Origin of the sequence: Klebsiella grimontii, from assembly GCF_042137965.1 — a bacterium.
GTDB classification, from domain to species: Bacteria; Pseudomonadota; Gammaproteobacteria; order Enterobacterales; family Enterobacteriaceae; genus Klebsiella; species Klebsiella grimontii.
Window position 1 is genome coordinate 694,328 of sequence record NZ_CP169721.1, and the last position, 17,763, is coordinate 712,090.

At 53.5% G+C, this 17,763-nt stretch carries 15 protein-coding genes, 1 pseudogene and 1 riboswitch; of the genes and pseudogenes, 7 read left to right on the top strand and 9 right to left on the bottom strand.

Translation table 11 applies throughout. The features are described 5' to 3' along the window. Positions 1-100: 100 nt before the first annotated feature. Complete coding sequence (plsY, locus tag ACE3MN_RS03365; RefSeq protein ID WP_004125351.1) at positions 101-721, bottom strand: glycerol-3-phosphate 1-O-acyltransferase PlsY; 621 nt, start codon at positions 719-721, stop codon at positions 101-103. A gap of 212 nt (positions 722-933) precedes the next feature. On the opposite strand from plsY, the gene folB reads away from it, so the two are divergent. After that, positions 934-1,317: a bifunctional dihydroneopterin aldolase/7,8-dihydroneopterin epimerase gene (folB, locus tag ACE3MN_RS03370; RefSeq protein WP_004135716.1), complete on the top strand. Its 384-nt coding sequence runs from the start codon at positions 934-936 to the stop codon at positions 1,315-1,317. 203 nt (positions 1,318-1,520) lie between these two features. Further along, the gene (gene bacA / locus ACE3MN_RS03375; RefSeq protein WP_004135718.1) at positions 1,521-2,342 is read left to right on the top strand and encodes an undecaprenyl-diphosphate phosphatase; all 822 of its coding nucleotides are present in this window, start codon (positions 1,521-1,523) and stop codon (positions 2,340-2,342) included. Between the two features lie 10 nt (positions 2,343-2,352). Here the strand turns inward: bacA and ACE3MN_RS03380 are convergent, their stop codons facing one another. Both ACE3MN_RS03380 and ACE3MN_RS03385 read right to left on the bottom strand, forming a co-directional pair. After that, the gene (locus ACE3MN_RS03380; RefSeq protein WP_024358688.1) at positions 2,353-3,594 is read right to left on the bottom strand and encodes a multifunctional CCA addition/repair protein; all 1,242 of its coding nucleotides are present in this window, start codon (positions 3,592-3,594) and stop codon (positions 2,353-2,355) included. A gap of 60 nt (positions 3,595-3,654) precedes the next feature. Then, positions 3,655-4,275: a TIGR04211 family SH3 domain-containing protein gene (locus ACE3MN_RS03385; protein ID WP_102650083.1), complete on the bottom strand. Its 621-nt coding sequence runs from the start codon at positions 4,273-4,275 to the stop codon at positions 3,655-3,657. A 214-nt stretch (positions 4,276-4,489) separates the two neighbouring features. Here ACE3MN_RS03385 and ACE3MN_RS03390 point away from each other — a divergent pair, with 214 nt between their 5' ends. Genes ACE3MN_RS03390 through hldE form a run of 3 tightly spaced genes read left to right on the top strand, consistent with a single transcriptional unit; the run spans position 4,490 to position 10,138 of the window. Then, on the top strand, positions 4,490-5,788 hold the full coding sequence (locus ACE3MN_RS03390; protein ID WP_102650084.1) for an inorganic triphosphatase: 1,299 nt from the start codon (positions 4,490-4,492) through the stop codon (positions 5,786-5,788). A 23-nt stretch (positions 5,789-5,811) separates the two neighbouring features. Next, the gene (glnE, locus tag ACE3MN_RS03395) at positions 5,812-8,646 is read left to right on the top strand and encodes a bifunctional [glutamate--ammonia ligase]-adenylyl-L-tyrosine phosphorylase/[glutamate--ammonia-ligase] adenylyltransferase (RefSeq protein ID WP_102650085.1); all 2,835 of its coding nucleotides are present in this window, start codon (positions 5,812-5,814) and stop codon (positions 8,644-8,646) included. Between the two features lie 58 nt (positions 8,647-8,704). Further along, positions 8,705-10,138, top strand: a complete 1,434-nt coding sequence (gene hldE / locus ACE3MN_RS03400) for a bifunctional D-glycero-beta-D-manno-heptose-7-phosphate kinase/D-glycero-beta-D-manno-heptose 1-phosphate adenylyltransferase HldE (protein WP_102650086.1) — start codon at positions 8,705-8,707, stop codon at positions 10,136-10,138. A 141-nt stretch (positions 10,139-10,279) separates the two neighbouring features. On the opposite strand, the pseudogene ACE3MN_RS03405 reads toward hldE, so the two are convergent. Then, positions 10,280-10,420: pseudogene (locus ACE3MN_RS03405) on the bottom strand (hypothetical protein); the annotation flags it as partial. On the opposite strand from ACE3MN_RS03405, the gene glgS reads away from it, so the two are divergent. Beyond that, positions 10,412-10,621, top strand: coding sequence for a cell surface composition regulator GlgS (glgS, locus tag ACE3MN_RS03410; protein ID WP_004135725.1), 210 nt, complete (start codon positions 10,412-10,414; stop codon positions 10,619-10,621). The pseudogene ACE3MN_RS03405 and the gene glgS overlap by 9 nt on opposite strands. A 54-nt stretch (positions 10,622-10,675) precedes the next feature. Here glgS and ubiK read toward each other — a convergent pair whose 3' ends face one another. Continuing rightward, entirely contained in the window at positions 10,676-10,957 is a 282-nt protein-coding gene (ubiK, locus tag ACE3MN_RS03415; RefSeq protein ID WP_004135727.1) for a ubiquinone biosynthesis accessory factor UbiK, read from the bottom strand. Positions 10,958-11,077: 120 nt separating this feature from the next. Then, positions 11,078-11,229, top strand: a riboswitch (FMN riboswitch). A gap of 106 nt (positions 11,230-11,335) precedes the next feature. On the opposite strand from ubiK, the gene ribB reads away from it, so the two are divergent. Next, positions 11,336-11,989 (top strand): 3,4-dihydroxy-2-butanone-4-phosphate synthase, encoded by a 654-nt coding sequence (ribB, locus tag ACE3MN_RS03420; RefSeq protein ID WP_004125315.1) that lies wholly within the window; start codon positions 11,336-11,338, stop codon positions 11,987-11,989. Positions 11,990-12,063: 74 nt separating this feature from the next. Here ribB and ACE3MN_RS03425 read toward each other — a convergent pair whose 3' ends face one another. The 4 genes from ACE3MN_RS03425 to ACE3MN_RS03440 all read right to left on the bottom strand — a co-directional run bounded on the left by ACE3MN_RS03425 (position 12,064) and on the right by ACE3MN_RS03440 (position 17,057). Continuing rightward, complete coding sequence (locus ACE3MN_RS03425) at positions 12,064-13,116, bottom strand: hypothetical protein (protein ID WP_004135730.1); 1,053 nt, start codon at positions 13,114-13,116, stop codon at positions 12,064-12,066. Positions 13,117-13,118: 2 nt separating this feature from the next. After that, the gene (locus ACE3MN_RS03430) at positions 13,119-13,853 is read right to left on the bottom strand and encodes a molecular chaperone (RefSeq protein WP_024358683.1); all 735 of its coding nucleotides are present in this window, start codon (positions 13,851-13,853) and stop codon (positions 13,119-13,121) included. Between the two features lie 15 nt (positions 13,854-13,868). Further along, complete coding sequence (locus ACE3MN_RS03435) at positions 13,869-16,397, bottom strand: fimbria/pilus outer membrane usher protein (protein WP_102650087.1); 2,529 nt, start codon at positions 16,395-16,397, stop codon at positions 13,869-13,871. A gap of 87 nt (positions 16,398-16,484) precedes the next feature. Continuing rightward, positions 16,485-17,057, bottom strand: a complete 573-nt coding sequence (locus tag ACE3MN_RS03440; RefSeq protein WP_004135738.1) for a fimbrial-like protein — start codon at positions 17,055-17,057, stop codon at positions 16,485-16,487. Between the last annotated feature and the right edge of the window lie 706 nt (positions 17,058-17,763).

Genomic DNA, 17,763 nt, shown 5'->3' on the forward strand with positions numbered 1-17,763 from the left:
GCCGTCGCAAGCGACGTTCAAATCTGCTCCCGGCAGATTTGTCGCTCGCCCGAATCACTGACTGGAGTAAGCTCATTGCCGCCTTGCGGCGAAGCAAAGGTTATTTCTGCTCCGGCGCTTTTTTCTTCTTTTTGAAACGAGACCAGATTCGGGTTTCCTGACGACGCCACAAACGCTGAATGTTGTCATGATGGCGCAGCAGGATCAGGCACGACAGCATCGAAACGGGGAAAGTGTACTGCGGTTTGAACCACCAGACATAGAAGGGCGCAATCAGCGCGCTCACGATGGCCCCAAGAGAGGAGTAGCCGCTGAGCAGAATCGTCAGCAGCCAGGTTCCGGCCATTACGCCGGTAAGATCCCAGCCGATTGGGGCAATGGCGCCGAAGGCGGTCGCCACGCCTTTACCACCGCGGAAGTTAAAAAATACCGGCCAGATATGGCCCACGCAGGCGGCAATCGCCACCAGACCGAGCCAGAACGGGGTCAGGCCTAGCGCCCACGCGCCCCAGACCGGCAGCATGCCTTTCAGTACATCAAAAATCAGTACCGCTACGGCTGCGCCTTTGCCGCCAATTCGCAGGACGTTCGTCGCCCCAGGATTGCCGGAGCCGCTGTCGCGAGGGTCAGGAAGGCCAGCGAGGCGGCAAACGAGAATGGCGCTGGAGATTGAGCCGCAGAGGTAGGCGAGGATAACCAGTCCAGGCGCGATTGCACTCATCAGCTGTTCCATTTAGAAAGAGTTGGTTTATCCCCAGCGCTGTCGGCGCGTTGGCCCGCCCGGACGCATCGCAACGCCGTGCGCCTGGAGCCTTGCCGCGTCGCGGTCTTACTGCAACGCAAATTATTTAGGGGATGTCTTTGCATCTGTGGATAATACGCATAATTGGTCAGAAGTGGTATCCGGTTTAGTCAAAAAGCAGGCGGGTCGTGATGGATATTGTATTTATAGAGCAACTTTCGGTAATCACCACAATTGGTGTTTACGACTGGGAACAAACCATCGAACAGAAGCTGGTGTTCGATATCGAAATGGCGTGGGATAACCGCAAAGCGGCGGCCAGCGATGATGTCAGCGATTGCCTCAGCTATGCTGATATCAGCGAGCTGGTGATCAACCACGTTGAGGGAGCGCGCTTTGCGCTGGTGGAGCGCGTGGCGGAAGAGATCGCCGACCTGCTGCTGGAAAAGTTTCAATCGCCATGGGTACGTATTAAAGTCAGCAAGCCCGGCGCGGTAGCGCGAGCGGCCAACGTTGGCGTCATTATTGAACGTGGCCTTAATCTGAAACAAAACTTTTCAGGTCATACTCGTTAAACAAAGCGTGTTTATACCGGTCATAGAATCCGGCTATCAGGCTATGCTATTTGCCGTTTTGTTCCTGAACAGCGCTCGAAATCCTTGCGTACAACCTGTACGCTCAGTTTTCTGCGCGCTGTCTGTGGCCAAATAAGCACGCCTGATAGCTCGGTTCTTCGTTCCTGGTTTTTTTCATTTTACTTTTTAAAGGGTTTAATTGGATGAGCGATATACACTCGCTGCTGATAGCGGCAATATTGGGTGTGGTTGAGGGTTTGACAGAGTTTTTACCTGTCTCCAGTACTGGTCATATGATTATTGTCGGTCATCTGCTGGGTTTTGAAGGCGATACCGCAAATACTTTTGAAGTAGTGATTCAGCTTGGTTCCATTCTGGCCGTTGTGGTGATGTTCTGGCGCCGTCTGTTTGGCCTTATCGGCATTCATTTTGGTAAAAAGCCCGAACATGAAGGCCAGGGCAGCGGTCGCCTGTCGCTTATTCATATTCTCTTGGGGATGGTCCCGGCGGTGGTGCTGGGGCTAATTTTCCACGATACCATCAAGTCGCTGTTTAACCCGATTAACGTGATGTATGCGCTGATTGTGGGCGGCGTGCTGCTGATCGCGGCGGAAGTGCTGAAGCCAAAACAGCCGCGCGCGGTGGGCATTGATGATATGACCTATCGTCAGGCGTTCGTCATCGGCTGCTTCCAGTGTCTGGCGCTATGGCCGGGCTTCTCGCGTTCCGGAGCGACGATTTCCGGCGGGATGCTGATGGGTGTAAGCCGCTATGCGGCCTCTGAGTTCTCGTTCCTGCTGGCGGTGCCGATGATGATGGGCGCAACCGTACTGGATATGTACAAGAGCATTGGGTTCCTCAACGCCAGCGATATTCCGATGTTTGCCGTCGGTTTTGTCACGGCGTTTATCGTTGCGCTGATTGCGATTAAAACCTTCCTGCAGCTGATTAAACGTATTTCGTTTATCCCGTTCGCCATTTACCGCTTTATCGTCGCGGCAGCGGTCTACGTGGTCTTCTTCTAAGCGCCCGCCCTCAGTCGCGCGGCTGAGGGCAACGCTTTTCTTTCCAGCGGGCGACGGCCTGAATTCGCCGACGCGTTAGCTCTTCACGAATCTCAACGCCCTGAAAACCTTCCGCCAACACCTCTTTTGTTGAAACCGACCGGGCAACTTCCCAGGCTTCCAGCAGCAGGCGTCCCTGCGGATAATCGCAGGCTTCAAAGCCGGTGCGCCCGCGCACGTCGGCCTCGCTGGTTAAGGCGATTTGCCTGACACGATGCGGCTTGCGCCAGGCGTCGATATTATCGAACAGCTTGACCAGCGTTTTCGGCTGCAGGATGGGGAGCGTATGAATCAGATCGTGAAATTCGGCGACCAGCTTAGCCAGGTCGCGAATGTCGTTCGGTACTCGCAGACGGGCGCAGAGCTGCTCGACCAGCTTAACCCCCGCCGGGCCGTGACCATGATGGCGGGGCCAGAGCGCTTTCGGCGTTAGCCCTTTCCCCAGGTCGTGGCATAGCGTGGCAAAACGGACATCCACTTCCGGAGAGAGCATCGCCGCCATGGTGACGGTCATCAGCGTGTGCAGACCAGTGTCGATTTCCGGGTGCCATTTCGCCGGAGCAGGTACGCCATAAAGGGCGTCGACTTCCGGGAACAGCACCTTGAGCGCCCGGCAGTCGCGTAGTGTCTGGAAGAAGACCTGCGGGTTGCGGGTGGCAAGGGCGCTTTCCGTCTCTTTCCACACCCGCTCAGGCGTGAGGTGCGCCAGCTCGCCGGCATCGGCCATCGCGCGCATCAGCGCCATGGTTTCATCGGCGATGCGGAAACCCAGGTGCGCGTAGCGGGCGGCAAAGCGCGCCACGCGCAGGACGCGTAGCGGATCCTCGCTAAAAGCGGGCGAGACGTGGCGCAACAGGCGCTGGCGTAAGTCAGTCTGGCCGCCGTAGGGATCGATAATCTGGCCGTCGGCGTCCTGGGCCAGCGCATTGATCGTCAGATCGCGGCGCAGCAGATCTTGTTCAAGGGTAACGTCGGCTGCGGCATAGCAGGTAAAGCCGGTGTAACCGGAACCTGACTTGCGCTCGGTACGCGCCAGGGCATACTCTTCGCGGCTTTGCGGATGAAGGAACACGGGAAAATCACGGCCTACCTGCTGGTAGCCCGCGTCGAGAAGTTGCTGAGGCGTGGCGCCAACCACGACCCAATCTTTGTCTTTAACCGGTAGCCTTAATAACGCATCTCGTACTGCACCACCGACCAGATAAACCTTCACGCCTTACTCTCCCGTCTTCATTTTCTTACGATGATACGTAAGTCTGGCAGAGAAGACGAATTAGTTCATCCAACGGTCTTTGCGTTTGCGGCTCGGTACCAGGTGCGGCAACACCAGTCCGAGGATCAGGCCGACGCCCAGCACGCCGCCGCCGTACATAAACCACTGCATGATAATGGTGCGCTGTTTGTCATCAAGCTGCAGATTCGCGGCGTTTACCTTTTTCTGCGCGACAACCAGCTCATTTTTCAGCTTTTGGTTCTCTTCTTTCAGGCCGTTGATAACGGCGTCGCTACCGGCGACTTTCTTCTGCATGTCCGCCGTGCGCTGGTTCCAGGTGGTGTCGATATTGTTCAGTTTGTCGGTCAGGGTTTTGACCTGGTTTTCCAGATCCGGCACGCGGGTGCGCAGGCTGGGCTCGTTGCTCAGCTCTTTCAGGGGGATCCAGGCTGTACGGCCGCTGCCGTCGCGTACCTGAGCATAGTTCGTGCTGTCGTTGGTTTGCAGCACCGCGACTTCCTCACCGGCGTTGATGGTGCCCACGAGACGATAGTTATCGCCCGGACCGCTGCGCATCCAGGTATTCAGTTCATCTGAAACGTAACGTTTTTCTTCCGCGTGAACCGCCGTGGCGGCGCTCAGCGCCAGCAAAGTCAATGTAATAAGGCGTAATTTAGGCATCAGGTCATCGTTTGGTCATAAAAAGTTGAACGATAGTAGTGGCATCGCCGAAGCGACGCAAAGTTTTCCGCCACAATCGGAATCATCCAGGAGGTGGCCCGGCAAAATGCGCATTGCATGGCGATTCGCCGCAAAATACTATTTACTGACAAGAAATATCGTTGTTAGTTCGCCGCAATTTCCCGGCACAGCATATAAGCGGAAGAATTCAGTCATGGCTCAAGAAATCGAATTAAAGTTTATCGTCGCTCAGGATGGCGTTGACGCGCTGCGTCAGCACCTCAACACGCTGGAGGCAAAGCATACGCCCGCGGGTCAATTGCTGAATATTTACTATGAAACGGCGGATAACTGGCTGCGCCGCCACGACATGGGGCTGCGCATTCGCGGCGACCAGGGACGCTATGAAATGACGCTGAAAATCGCCGGGCGCGTCGTCGGCGGCCTGCATCAGCGTCCGGAATACAACATTCCGCTGGACACGCCGGAGCTGGCGCTGGAGAAACTGCCGGCTGAGGTCTGGCCGCAGGGAGAACTGCCGGCGGAGCTCGCACAGAACGTACAGCCGCTTTTCAGCACTGATTTTGCGCGTGAAAGATGGGTTGTAAAGGACGGCGATAGCGAAATTGAAATCGCGCTCGACCGCGGCGCAGTCAAAGCCGGTGAACACCAGGAGCCGATTTGTGAACTGGAGCTGGAACTGCTGTCCGGTAAAACGCAGGACATTCTGACCCTTGCCCGTCGCCTGCTGGATACCGGCGTACTGCGCCAGGGTAGTCTGAGCAAGGCGGCGCGCGGTTATCATCTGGCGCAGGGCAATGAAGAACGTCCGCTCACCGCGTTGTCTATCCTTCGCGTCGCGCCGAAGGCCAGCGTCGAACAGGCACTGGAAGCGGCGCTGGAAAGCGCGCTCGCGCACTGGCTGTATCATGATGAACTCCTCAATCGCGGCAATGCGAAAGCGAAAGCGGAGATTCTGCACGCCATCGCCCGCGTGCGGCATGCGCTGGTGCTGTTTGGCGGCATTGTCCCGCGCAAGGCCACCACGCTGCTGCGTGAGCGTCTGAACGAAGCCGAAACGGCGCTGGCGGAGGCCGAAACGGCCCAGGCGGCGCTTTTCAGCGTGGCGACCGTCAGAGCGAAGCTGACGCTCACCGATCTGCTGGTAAACCGCGGCTGGCGTCCTTTCCTGAACGCCGCCGGGGAACAGAAGATTGCCGGATCGTTTAAACGCTTCGCGGATATTCAGCTCTCCAGAGCGGCGGCGGAGCTGAAAAACGCCTTCCGCCAGCCGTCCGCTGACGGTTATGTCGATCAGCTTCCGCGCCTGACCCGCGAAATTGACACCGTTCAACTGTTATCCGGAGCCTATCTCGACGTCGCCGGGCCGTGGCTGGAAAACTGGCAAGAGACCCGCCGGGCGATTGCGCATAACGACAGTAGCGTTATCGAATATTTTCGTCGCCAGGCGCTGGCAGCGGAGCCGTTCTGGCTGCATAGTGGAAAACGATAATTTCAGGCCAGGGAGCCCCTAAGATGCCGCTTTCTTCGCAGTTACAGCAGCACTGGCAGACGGTCATAGACCGACTGCCAGCGGATTTTCCCGTATCGACGTTGAGCGAACGGGCGCAATCGGTTATGGCCTTCAGCGATTTTGTCGCGCAGAGTCTGATCGCGCAGCCGCAGTGGCTGGCGGAGCTTGAAAGTGCGCCTCCCGAGGCGCTGGAGTGGCATCACTATGCCGAGTGGCTGCAGGTTCGCCTGGCCGAGGTCAATGATGAGGCCGCGCTGATGCGCGAGCTGCGGCAGTTTCGCCGCTGGATTATGGTGCGCATCGCCTGGGCCCAGGCGCTATCGCTGGTCAGCGAAGAGAGCAGTCTACAGCAGCTCAGCGCGCTGGCGGAGACCTTAATCGTCGCCGCGCGCGACTGGCTTTACGCCGCCTGCTGCCGCGAATGGGGGACGCCGTGTAATGCGGAAGGTTCAGCTCAGCCGCTGCTGATCCTCGGCATGGGCAAGCTCGGCGGCGGCGAGCTGAATTTCTCCTCCGACATCGATCTGATTTTCGCCTGGCCGGAGCACGGCTCCACCCGCGGCGGCCGTCGCGAGCTGGATAACGCGCAGTTTTTTACCCGTCTCGGACAGCGCCTGATTAAGGTGCTGGATCAGCCCACCCAGGATGGCTTTGTCTACCGCGTGGATATGCGCCTGCGCCCGTTTGGCGACAGCGGCCCGCTGGTGCTGAGCTTTGCCGCGCTGGAAGATTATTACCAGGAGCAGGGGCGCGACTGGGAGCGCTATGCGATGGTGAAAGCGCGCATCATGGGCGAGAACGATGGTGTTTATGCCGGCGAGCTGCGCGCTATGCTGCGGCCATTTGTCTTCCGCCGTTATATTGATTTCAGCGTGATTCAGTCCCTGCGTAATATGAAGGGAATGATTGCCCGCGAGGTGCGCCGCCGGGGTCTGAAGGATAATATCAAGCTCGGCGCGGGCGGTATCCGCGAAGTGGAGTTTATCGTCCAGGTCTTTCAACTGATTCGCGGCGGTCGCGAGCCGATGCTGCAACAGCGGGCCCTGCTGCCGACGCTGGCCGCCATCGAGGAGCTGCACCTGCTGCCGGAAGGCGATGCGCAGAGGCTGCGCGAAGCCTATCTGTTTTTGCGACGCCTCGAAAACCTGCTGCAGAGTATCAACGATGAGCAGACGCAAACTCTGCCGCAGGATGAGCTTAATCGCGCCCGGCTGGCTTGGGGGATGGGCGCTGCCGACTGGGAGACGCTCAGCGCGCGGCTGGCGGAGCAGATGGCCAACGTGCGGCGCGTGTTTAATGAACTGATCGGCGACGATGAAACGCAGTCGCCGGATGAACAGCTTGAAGAGTACTGGCGCGAACTGTGGCAGGACGCGCTGCAGGAGGACGATACCAGCCCGGCGCTGGCGCATCTTGCTGATAACGATCGCCGCAGCGTGCTGGCGCTGATCGCCGATTTTCGTAAAGAGCTGGATCGGCGGACGATTGGTCCGCGCGGCCGTCAGGTGCTCGATCAGCTCATGCCGCATCTGCTTAGCGAAATCTGTTCGCGCGCCGATGCCCCGGTGCCGCTGGCGCGCATCACGCCGCTGCTGACCGGAATTGTCACCCGTACAACCTACCTGGAGCTGCTGAGCGAGTTCCCCGGCGCGCTAAAGCACCTGATTAGCCTGTGCGCCGCATCGCCGATGGTCGCCAGCCAGCTGGCCCGTCACCCGCTGCTGCTGGACGAGCTGCTGGACCCGAATACGCTTTATCAGCCGACGGCCACCGATGCCTATCGCGACGAGCTTCGGCAGTATCTGCTGCGCGTACCGGAAGAGGATGAAGAGCAGCAGCTGGAGGCGCTTCGCCAGTTTAAGCAGGCGCAGCTGCTGCATATTGCCGCGGCGGATATCGCCGGAACCCTGCCGGTGATGAAAGTGAGCGATCACTTGACCTGGCTGGCGGAGGCGATGATTGATGCGGTCGTCCAGCAGGCCTGGCTGCAGATGGTGGCCCGCTACGGGCAGCCGACGCACCTTCACGAGCGCCAGGGGCGCGGTTTTGCGGTGGTCGGCTACGGCAAGTTGGGAGGCTGGGAGCTGGGCTACAGTTCCGATCTCGACCTGGTATTCCTCCACGATTGTCCGATGGAGGTGATGACCGACGGCGAGCGCGAAATCGACGGTCGGCAGTTTTATCTGCGCCTGGCGCAGCGCATCATGCATCTTTTCAGCACCCGCACCTCGTCGGGCATTCTGTACGAAGTGGACGCTCGCTTACGTCCTTCTGGCGCGGCGGGCATGCTGGTGACTACCGCCGATTCCTTTGCTGATTATCAACAAAACGAGGCATGGACCTGGGAGCATCAGGCGCTGGTTCGCGCCCGCGTGGTGTACGGCGATCCTGAGCTACAGGCGCGCTTTGACGCGATTCGTCGGGATATTCTCACCGCCCCGCGGGAAGGCGAAAAACTGCAAACCGAAGTGCGGGAAATGCGTGAAAAAATGCGCGCTCATCTGGGGAATAAGCATCCCGATCGCTTTGATATTAAAGCCGATGCCGGGGGGATCACCGATATTGAATTTATTACCCAGTATCTGGTCCTACGCTATGCCAGTGATAAACCGAAGCTCACGCGCTGGTCCGATAACGTCCGTATTCTGGAACTGCTGGCGCAGAATGACATTATGGACGAGGGAGAGGCGAGGGCGTTAACTCACGCTTACACTACGCTGCGCGATGCGCTACATCACCTGGCGCTGCAGGAACAGCCGGGGCACGTGGCGCCAGAGGCGTTTAGCGAGGAGCGTGAACAGGTCAGCGCCAGCTGGCAGAAGTGGTTGATGGCTTAACTAAAAAACCGGGTGTGCTATTATCGCGCGCAAAGTTTGCGTCTCGCAGGAGAGAGGAATGAAAGTAACGCTGCCAGAGTTTGAACGTGCAGGAGTGTTGGTGGTTGGCGATGTGATGCTGGACCGCTACTGGTATGGTCCCACCAGCCGCATTTCGCCGGAAGCGCCGGTGCCGGTGGTGAAGGTGGAAAATATCGAAGAACGTCCTGGCGGCGCGGCAAACGTGGCGATGAACATTGCGTCCCTCGGCGCGACCTCTCGCCTCGTTGGCCTGACCGGGATTGACGATGCCGCCCGCGCGTTGAGTAAGGCGCTGGCCGACGTTAACGTGAAGTGCGATTTTGTCTCCGTCCCGACGCACCCGACGATTACCAAACTGCGCGTGCTGTCGCGTAACCAGCAGCTGATTCGTCTCGATTTTGAAGAAGGGTTCTCCGGCGTTGACCCGCAGCCGATGCACGAACGTATTCAGCAGGCGCTGGGCTCCATTGGCGCGCTGGTACTCTCTGATTACGCCAAAGGCGCGCTGACCAGCGTTCAGACCATGATTAAGCTGGCTCGCGACGCGGGCGTTCCGGTGCTCATTGACCCGAAAGGCACGGATTTTGAACGCTATCGTGGCGCCACCCTGCTGACGCCTAACCTCTCAGAGTTTGAAGCGGTAGCGGGTAAATGTAAGGATGAAGAAGAGATCGTTGAGCGCGGGATGAAAATCATTGCCGATTTCGATCTCTCCGCGCTGCTGGTGACCCGTTCCGAGCAGGGGATGACGCTGCTGCAGCCTGGGCGGCCGCCGCTGCATATGCCTACTCAGGCGCAGGAAGTTTATGATGTTACCGGCGCGGGCGACACGGTCATCGGCGTGCTGGCGGCGACGCTGGCTTCCGGCAACACGCTGGAAGAGGCCTGCTATTTTGCCAACGCGGCGGCGGGCGTCGTGGTGGGTAAACTCGGTACCTCTACCGTTTCGCCTATCGAACTGGAGAACGCGGTGCGCGGGCGCTCAGAGACCGGTTTTGGCGTGATGGGCGAAGAGGAGCTGAAGCTGGCGGTCGCCGCGGCGCGTAAGCGCGGCGAGAAAGTGGTGATGACCAACGGCGTGTTCGATATTTTACACGCGGGCCACGTTTCCTATCTGGCGAACGCTCGCAAGCTGGGCGACAGGCTGATTGTGGCGGTGAACAGCGACGCATCAACGAAGCGTCTGAAAGGCGAGTCTCGTCCGGTCAACGCGCTGGATCAGCGTATGATCGTGCTGGGCGCGCTGGAGGCCGTCGACTGGGTGGTCTCTTTTGAAGAGGACACACCGCAGCGGCTGATTGCCGGCATTCTACCGGATCTGCTGGTGAAAGGCGGCGACTATAAGCCGGAACAGATTGCCGGTAGTGAAGAGGTATGGGCAAACGGCGGCGAGGTGCTGGTGCTCAACTTCGAAGACGGCTGTTCGACGACCAACATCATTAAGAAGATCCAGAAAGATAACAAACAGTAATGTTTTCTCTCCCCACCGTAGCGGCGGTATATCCGGGATTATCGCGCTAAACGCCGCATAACCGACGATTTCGCTACAAAGTAGTGCAAAAGAGGCCCGCGATCGCCTAATCGCGGGCCTCTTTTTATTTAATGACGGCATAAATGATTTGGCGCAATAAATCACCATGTTGGGCGCATTTTTCGTACAAAAAACGTTAAGGTAAGGATAAATACTGAAGTAAGTAAAAAGCATATGACCAATCAGAACACCAACGGCTGAAGGAGTATGCGTATGAAGAATAACGATATGTATTTAATGAAGAATTTTGATTTTCTGGCCCAGAGTTTCGCCAGAATGAACGCACAAGGTCAGCCCGTCGATCTTCAGGCCATTGTTGGCAATATGGATGAAGCGCATCGTGAATGGTTCTGTCAACGCTATGAGCTTTACTGCCGGCAGGCGAACAGCGCGATGACGCCAGAAGCGGAGCTGGAGCACTAATCAACTTTCCACCTTACCGATATGACAACGGGCCTTGCGGCCCGTTGCTTGTTTTTACTGCTTCTCTTCAGCGTCAGGCGTCGCCGACGCGCTCAGCGAACGGCTTTCCAGATCGTTAAGACGCTGCTCCAGCAGCGCCAGCTTTTCACGCGTGCGCAGCAGCACCTGCGTCTGCACGTCGAACTCTTCGCGGCTTACCAGGTCCAGGCGAGTTAACTGCGACTGGAGCACCTGACGAATTTTTTTCTCCACGTCTTCCCCCAGATCGCGGAGCCCTTTCGGCATCGATTCATGAACCTGACGGGCGATTTGTTCAATTTTTTTCGGGTCAATCATGGTGGTATCCTGCTCTGGTCGGTTATGGGCTCATTGTAGTGCGATCGTCGGTGCCTATAAACCATAAATGTTTGAAGCTTATGCATTGCCGACGATAGTCAATAGCGTTATAGTGACTTTGCTTATTCTCAGGGCGGGGCGAAATTCCCCACCGGCGGTAAATCAACCATAGCGTTGAAAGCCCGCGAGCGCTTTCTGTGAATGCAGAAAGGTCAGCAGATCCGGTGTAATTCCGGGGCCGACGGTTAGAGTCCGGATGGGAGAGAGTAACGGCTCAGTCGGGTTTCTGCCCGCTTGCGTTGACTTTTGCCGCTAAACCGGCGCTCCTAAGACTGCCCTGATTCTGGTAACCATACAATTAATGAGGTTTTTTTTACCATGAATCAGACGCTACTTTCCTCTTTTGGTACCGCTTTTGAACGTGTGGAACACGCTTTAGATGCACTGCGCGAAGGCCGCGGTGTGATGGTACTTGACGATGAAGATCGTGAAAACGAAGGCGATATGATTTTCGCCGCTGAAACCATGACCGTTGAGCAAATGGCCCTGACTATTCGTCACGGCAGCGGTATTGTTTGCCTGTGCCTGACGGAAGATCGCCGTAAACAGCTCGACCTGCCAATGATGGTTGAGAACAACACCAGCGCCTACGGTACCGGTTTTACCGTGACCATCGAAGCCGCTGAAGGCGTGACCACCGGCGTTTCCGCCGCTGACCGCGTGACCACCGTGCGTGCGGCGATTGCCGATGGCGCGAAGCCGTCCGACCTGAACCGTCCTGGCCACGTTTTCCCGCTGCGCGCGCAGCCGGGCGGCGTGTTGACCCGCGGCGGCCATACCGAAGCGACTATCGACCTGGTGACGTTAGCAGGTTTCAAACCGGCTGGCGTACTGTGCGAACTGACCAACGATGATGGCTCTATGGCCCGCGCGCCGCAGTGCATCGAGTTTGCTCAGCAGCATAATATGGCTGTGGTCACTATCGAAGATTTAGCGGCTTACCGTCGTGAGCACGAACGTAAAGCCAGCTGATCGCTGACATTGCGCCAAATAATAAAGCCGGGTTATCCCGGCTTTATTATTGTCAGTCATGAAATTTTTAATGACTATTGATAATTTATCTTGATGATGACATCTTTACTGAATGGCCCATCGGCCACAGATTCAGACGGTTTTTTAGTGAGTTCGGCGGTATAGTTATGCGTTACTGTTGAAGGTTCACCGGGTATATATGTTGTAAAAGGCATATATTGGTTGAAAAGAACATCAGTATTAGCCGTGTCATCTACGATATTTAATAATAGCCCGTTCCCTATATCCAGATGTGTGGAATCGTAGAGATTTTCATTAATATAGAAACTGGTAGTAATATCAAATCGTTCAGTGCAGCCTGCAGTTTGATCTCGAATAGTTGAAAGACTAAAGTTTTTTTTCAGGACCGGCATGTTTTTTTCGTAGTTATAAATAGCTCCGAAATCAACAGTTTGATTTTCTGGATATAGCTTAACTGATGCTGTGCAGGTCAGAATATGGATATTATCCAGCCCTGAAATATAGTAACGTAAATTGTTAGCGTCGCTAAGCAGGTTCGCTCCCCCTTGGCCATCAAATTGCAGTACGTTAATATCGCCAAAATTATAGACCGTTGAGCTATCGGGAGGAATCGCTGCAATTTTAACGTACAGGCGGAAGCGGGCGTTAAAGGTTATATTTTTTTGCAGTGACGAACCATTACATACAGGATCATGATAGACATTTGGGATTGGAGCCTGATCTATCCTATCAAGACAGGCGCCGGTGTTGATCCCTTGATTAATGCCTTCATAATCGACACCGGCATATGTTACGCCAAAAGTAAAATAGGGATTGTTGAGCACATCGCCGCTATTAAAAGCTGATAACTTTATCCACGCATAGATATTTTCTGTGGGATTCGATGGAGACCATTCGCTCGCTTTATCGCAGTAAACCGTAATGTTAATGTCCGAGCTTTCCCATATCTTTTTCCCTAGCTGGATGTCGTTAGGGATGGTGAATGGGGGGAGAGTTAGCGTTGCGCTCACCGGGCCGCCATAGGTATTTTGATAGCAGTCAACCGCCCACGCAGGGAATGAAAACAGGCAGGCTAATAATGCTAAAAAACTGATTGCTTTTTTCATTATTATTCCTTTTTCACCGGTTCGGACTGGCATGTTGCCTGAACAGAGTTGCAGCTGATCTTAAACATATGCAGGCCACCGTAATCGCCAATATAGCCGACCTGGAAATTCGCCGGTAAATTTTTAATTTCCTGGACCGCCTGGCCAAAGGGTTCGGCCATCATGCTGGCGGTTTTCGGTAGCAATGTTTTGCCGTTAACGCCGATATAACCGACAGTAATAAAGTAGGGAGACTTGTTCTTCAGCGTCAATCCACTGGCGGTTCGGCTAATGTCGACTTTGCCGACCAGATTTACCTGTCCATCAGGTATTTCGATAGCCTTTGGTCGCCAGAAAAGTTTAATCCGGCTCTGCATGGCAATCTGCATAACGTTTTTCTGTTCTGAACGCGGCGGAATTTCCCGAATATTGTAATAAAATAGCGATTCTCTGTCGGCAGGAAGCTGCGCCAGCGTTGCTTGCCCCATCAGGCGCACCTGCGCCTGCTCGCCGGCTTCAAGGCGCAACATTGGCGGTATTGCGGTGATATAAGTACGAGATTTTTTATTATCCTTGTCCTCTATCCATGATTGGGCAAGGAAAGGCGTGTCGGGACTCTGGTTGGTCAGACGCACCGAGACGCTTTTATCCGATTGGTTATAAATGATGCGTGTTCTGTCAGGAGATACGGCGGCATTGGCCGCAAAACTGGCGCCCGCCAGGCATAAAATTCCTTTTGTCATTACGTTTATCTTCATTGTCTTCATCCTGAATTAATGTTGAGACTTACACGGTAAAATAACGGCCTGACCATCAGCATTACTGTGGTTAGGTGGTGTAATGTCGCAGGCTTTATCGTTCCATTTGAGCGTCAGGATACTATTTTCCTGCACGCCGCTGAGGTACACGAAGCCATCATCGGCCACCAGTCCGATATCACGACCGGTCGATTTATCTGTCACGGTAACGCCCAACGGCGGATAGCGTCCATCTTCCAGGCGGATGACGCCAATAATTTGATAGCCTTTGGTCGCGCTGAGCGGCATATAACCAATGGCTCCCTCGGTTAGCGTGGTGCGAATAACCGAGTTAGTGACATCGACACCTTCAGGTAGGTTGTTATTATTTACCATTACCGTGGCGGTAGTATAGTTACCCACCGATGGGACCACGGAAATACCAAATATATTAGTCTTACTGCGATTGTTATTCACTTCAACGCCAGAGATGCTATCCGCATCCACCATGACGCGGGAACTATTACCGGGGCTATAATCATGGAATGCCGCCCCATAACGCGTTGCCGTAAACGAACCGTTCCAGCCCGCGCTTAATGTGCGATAGTTGCTGGGCTGCACGCTGCCGTTAACATTTAGCCGGCCCCAGGGAGAGTAGTGTTGGTAATAACCGCGCAAGGCCGCTTCGCCATCGCTATAGTCTTTATCGCTGCCAGATACGGATAAATTCCAGGTGTTGTTGCGGTCCGAACTGTCATAGTATGTTGCAGTTTGTGTAGTGGCGTCGTCGCCGTAGCGTTGCAAACTGTAGGTAACATTGCGGTTGTTTTCAAATGGTACTGAAATAGAGAAATAGTATTGATTTTCTTCATCATCGCCCCAGCTCACGCGGCTCATTGCCAGAGAGGCGGACATATTCTTGAAATCGCCAATATCAAAGTTGCGGCTAACGGAGAATGAATAGTTGGTATTGGTATCACTATTCCAGTAGGTATTGCGCGTAATGCTCAGATAGCTGTTTAGCGCCAACGGTTCGATATATTGGTTAAATGAGAGGACATAGCTCTCTTTTTCATTATTGTTGGTATTGTTACCATCACGCGAATTGATATATTCACTCATCGTGACATATTCTTTATCCGAAAAACGATAACCCGCGAAGGTTATCTGACTGCCCGTTTCCTCGAAGCGCTTAGAATAGTTTGCGCGATAGCTGAAGCCGCGCTGCTTGCCTTCATTGTCATCGCGTAAATTGGCCTCTGCCTGCGTGACATCAAAGGAGAGGGAGCCAAAGCTATTCAGGTTAAAGCCGATTCCGCTGGTCGCCGCCTGGTAGTCGTCGGCGGTAACGATCGCGCCGCCGTATAAAGAGATATCGCTCAGCCAGCCCCATGAAATCTCTCCCGTCCAGAAGAGTGGGTTGTTAATGTCGTTGTGGGTGGTTGATGTAGGCTTGCCCACGGAGCTTTTATAACGTATCTGGCCCTGACGCGTCAGAAACGGGATAGAGGCTGAACCGACCTGAAACGTGCTTTTACGCCCATCTTCTTCTTCAATGGTGACATCCAGTTGCCCCTGCAACGTGGTCCCCAGATCGGTAATTGTAAACGGTCCGGGGGAAACGGAAGTTTGATACAAAGTACGGCCGTTCTGTGAAACGGTGACCCTGGCGTTTGTTTGAGCGATGCCGCTTATTTGCGGCGCGTATCCGCGCAGGTCCGGCGGTAGCATCTGTTCGTCGCTCTCCAGTGAAGCGCCGGTAAAATGGAACGTATCGTAGAGATCGGAACTGAGATCATACTGCCCCATGGTGAGTTTCGACGCCAGGGATGGAATAGGGCGGAACAGATAGGTTCGCGGCAGACTGCTGTTGCTGCCGTTGGAGTTATTTTCAGTAAACGACTGATCGTACTGATAATCGCTGCGTAGACGCCATGCGCCTAAGTTGAAACCCAGCGTGCCGTAGGTATTTACGTTTTGGTTGCTGTCGCCATGGCTGGGAACATACTGGCTGGCGTAGAGGTTATAATCCATGATAAAACCAGTAACCCCCACGTCCCAGAACTCCGGCGGGGTCCAGTTTTTGGCCCGATACTTCATCCACGCCTGGGGAACCGTTAAGGTCAGTATCATATTCGCTTTGTCCAGGCGAGTGACCAGGTCCGATTTATGGCTCAGATCGAGGCAACCTTGCGGGTTCAGCGGCTGTAGAGACAAGATAAACGCATCCGCAAAACCAAATTCTGTTAGATGTTCTTGAGTCAGGCAAAGCAGAGACCCATTTTCATTATCCGATTTTATCCATTCGAGATTATAGGCGCGCGGAAGCGTATTTTTGTTTATTTTTACGCGTACTAAATAGGTACCAACAGGGATGTAACCTTTCTTTTCAAATTGCGAGAGATCGACGTTTTCCCGATCTTCGGCATCGATCATATCTGTATTAAATTCAATGGCATAAATCGACGTTGATAAAGAAAATACCATACATACAGAATAGAGGGCCCGCTTTATTAAAAGAGATAATCCTTTGGGCGTTAAATCGGAATAAATGAGATTACGCATAAAATCCGTTTCTTTTAATAAAGTAGGCCAACAAAGCCGGTGATTTTTCACCGGCCTGGATTAATCAAGCAAGACAACAAATAGTGATTATTGATAAGCCAGGACGTAGTTTGCCTGAGCGTAAACATCACCTTCGGTAGCTTTTTTGGTCGGAGATTCCATACGTGCGTGGAAGTTCAGATCCTGAGTCGGGTTGGTATCGGTAAACATGACCGGAACTGCGGTGCCCAGAGTAACGGTGTTGTAACCTGCATCCAGGATACGCACGCCAACGTTAGTTGCGCCGCCGTAGTTGTTTTCTTTGGTGTTGGACATCAGGCTAGTGTCGGAAACATCAACGTTAGCAGAGGTAAAAGTCACATTAACTTTGTTAATAGTAGTGGTTTTGCCTTCAGTATCAGTGCTGGTCAGTACGCAATCACGCAGTTGAATAGTGAAGTCAGCAGACTGAGAATACTGGCCGCCATTCAGCACGGTGTCAGCAACCTGACCCAGATTTACGTCAATCTGAGAGCTTTCCGGAGCAACAGAGCAAGGTGCAGTAATTACTGTGCCGGAAAAATTAACGATACCGTGACCCTGATCGATTGCGCTTGCATTAAAAGCAGCTGTAGATAAAAGGGTAGTGGTGGCAACAGCGAGCAGTGTTTTCTTTAACATGGAATATAATCCTTTATAGATTAATCATATCTAGCGAATATAAACAAAATCCTGAAAGTTAAATATTAGAACCTGGGGGTTAATATTAACTTACGGCGCGAAATTATCATGTCACCATCTGTTACACTCGTTATTTATAGTTAACATTTATCTTTAGTTTAAGTTAATATATATGTTATTATTGCGTTTCTTAGACTATAGTCTGAATTGCTAAGCATGTTTAGCGCGATTTTTAACTTTTAATATATTTTATGTGAATGTAACTTCTTCTTTTTGCTATCGGATTTTTATCACCATAATAGCTGTTAACTTAAAATTGTCCTTTACTATAGAATATGCGGCTGACTATTTTTATTACTTAATGTTAAATTGGATAATTTGAACTTATTTCTTATTTGTTATGGATTCACGAGATGAATTGACTATGCCGATCCTGACATAAAATGATTTTATCTGCCAATCAACCATAGACTATGTCTTATGGCGACACGGTTCTTAATATGTAGGTCTTTTAACCCATTAATCTCATAAATTAGTATGGTCTGGACTACGTTATTGGAGAACATGACTTTATTCAGTTGGCGGCTAACACCAATTTATTAGTATAATCTATGTATATGGAAAACTCGATACTCATTGTCAGAGTATATAGTTGGTTATTCTCTTTTAATGAATGGTTATGAATAAAATATCCTGCAGAAATATA

Coding starts and splice junctions, on each gene's coding strand:
- hldE (WP_102650086.1), top strand. CDS start 8,705: ATGAAAGTAACGCTGCCAGAGTTTGAACGTGCAGGAGTGTTGGTGGTT.
- bacA (WP_004135718.1), top strand. CDS start 1,521: ATGAGCGATATACACTCGCTGCTGATAGCGGCAATATTGGGTGTGGTT.
- ACE3MN_RS03385 (WP_102650083.1), bottom strand. CDS start 4,275: ATGCCTAAATTACGCCTTATTACATTGACTTTGCTGGCGCTGAGCGCC.
- plsY (WP_004125351.1), bottom strand. CDS start 721: ATGAGTGCAATCGCGCCTGGACTGGTTATCCTCGCCTACCTCTGCGGC.
- ACE3MN_RS03390 (WP_102650084.1), top strand. CDS start 4,490: ATGGCTCAAGAAATCGAATTAAAGTTTATCGTCGCTCAGGATGGCGTT.
- ubiK (WP_004135727.1), bottom strand. CDS start 10,957: ATGATTGACCCGAAAAAAATTGAACAAATCGCCCGTCAGGTTCATGAA.
- ribB (WP_004125315.1), top strand. CDS start 11,336: ATGAATCAGACGCTACTTTCCTCTTTTGGTACCGCTTTTGAACGTGTG.
- ACE3MN_RS03435 (WP_102650087.1), bottom strand. CDS start 16,397: ATGCGTAATCTCATTTATTCCGATTTAACGCCCAAAGGATTATCTCTT.
- glgS (WP_004135725.1), top strand. CDS start 10,412: ATGAAGAATAACGATATGTATTTAATGAAGAATTTTGATTTTCTGGCC.
- glnE (WP_102650085.1), top strand. CDS start 5,812: ATGCCGCTTTCTTCGCAGTTACAGCAGCACTGGCAGACGGTCATAGAC.
- ACE3MN_RS03440 (WP_004135738.1), bottom strand. CDS start 17,057: ATGTTAAAGAAAACACTGCTCGCTGTTGCCACCACTACCCTTTTATCT.
- ACE3MN_RS03430 (WP_024358683.1), bottom strand. CDS start 13,853: ATGAAGATAAACGTAATGACAAAAGGAATTTTATGCCTGGCGGGCGCC.
- ACE3MN_RS03425 (WP_004135730.1), bottom strand. CDS start 13,116: ATGAAAAAAGCAATCAGTTTTTTAGCATTATTAGCCTGCCTGTTTTCA.
- folB (WP_004135716.1), top strand. CDS start 934: ATGGATATTGTATTTATAGAGCAACTTTCGGTAATCACCACAATTGGT.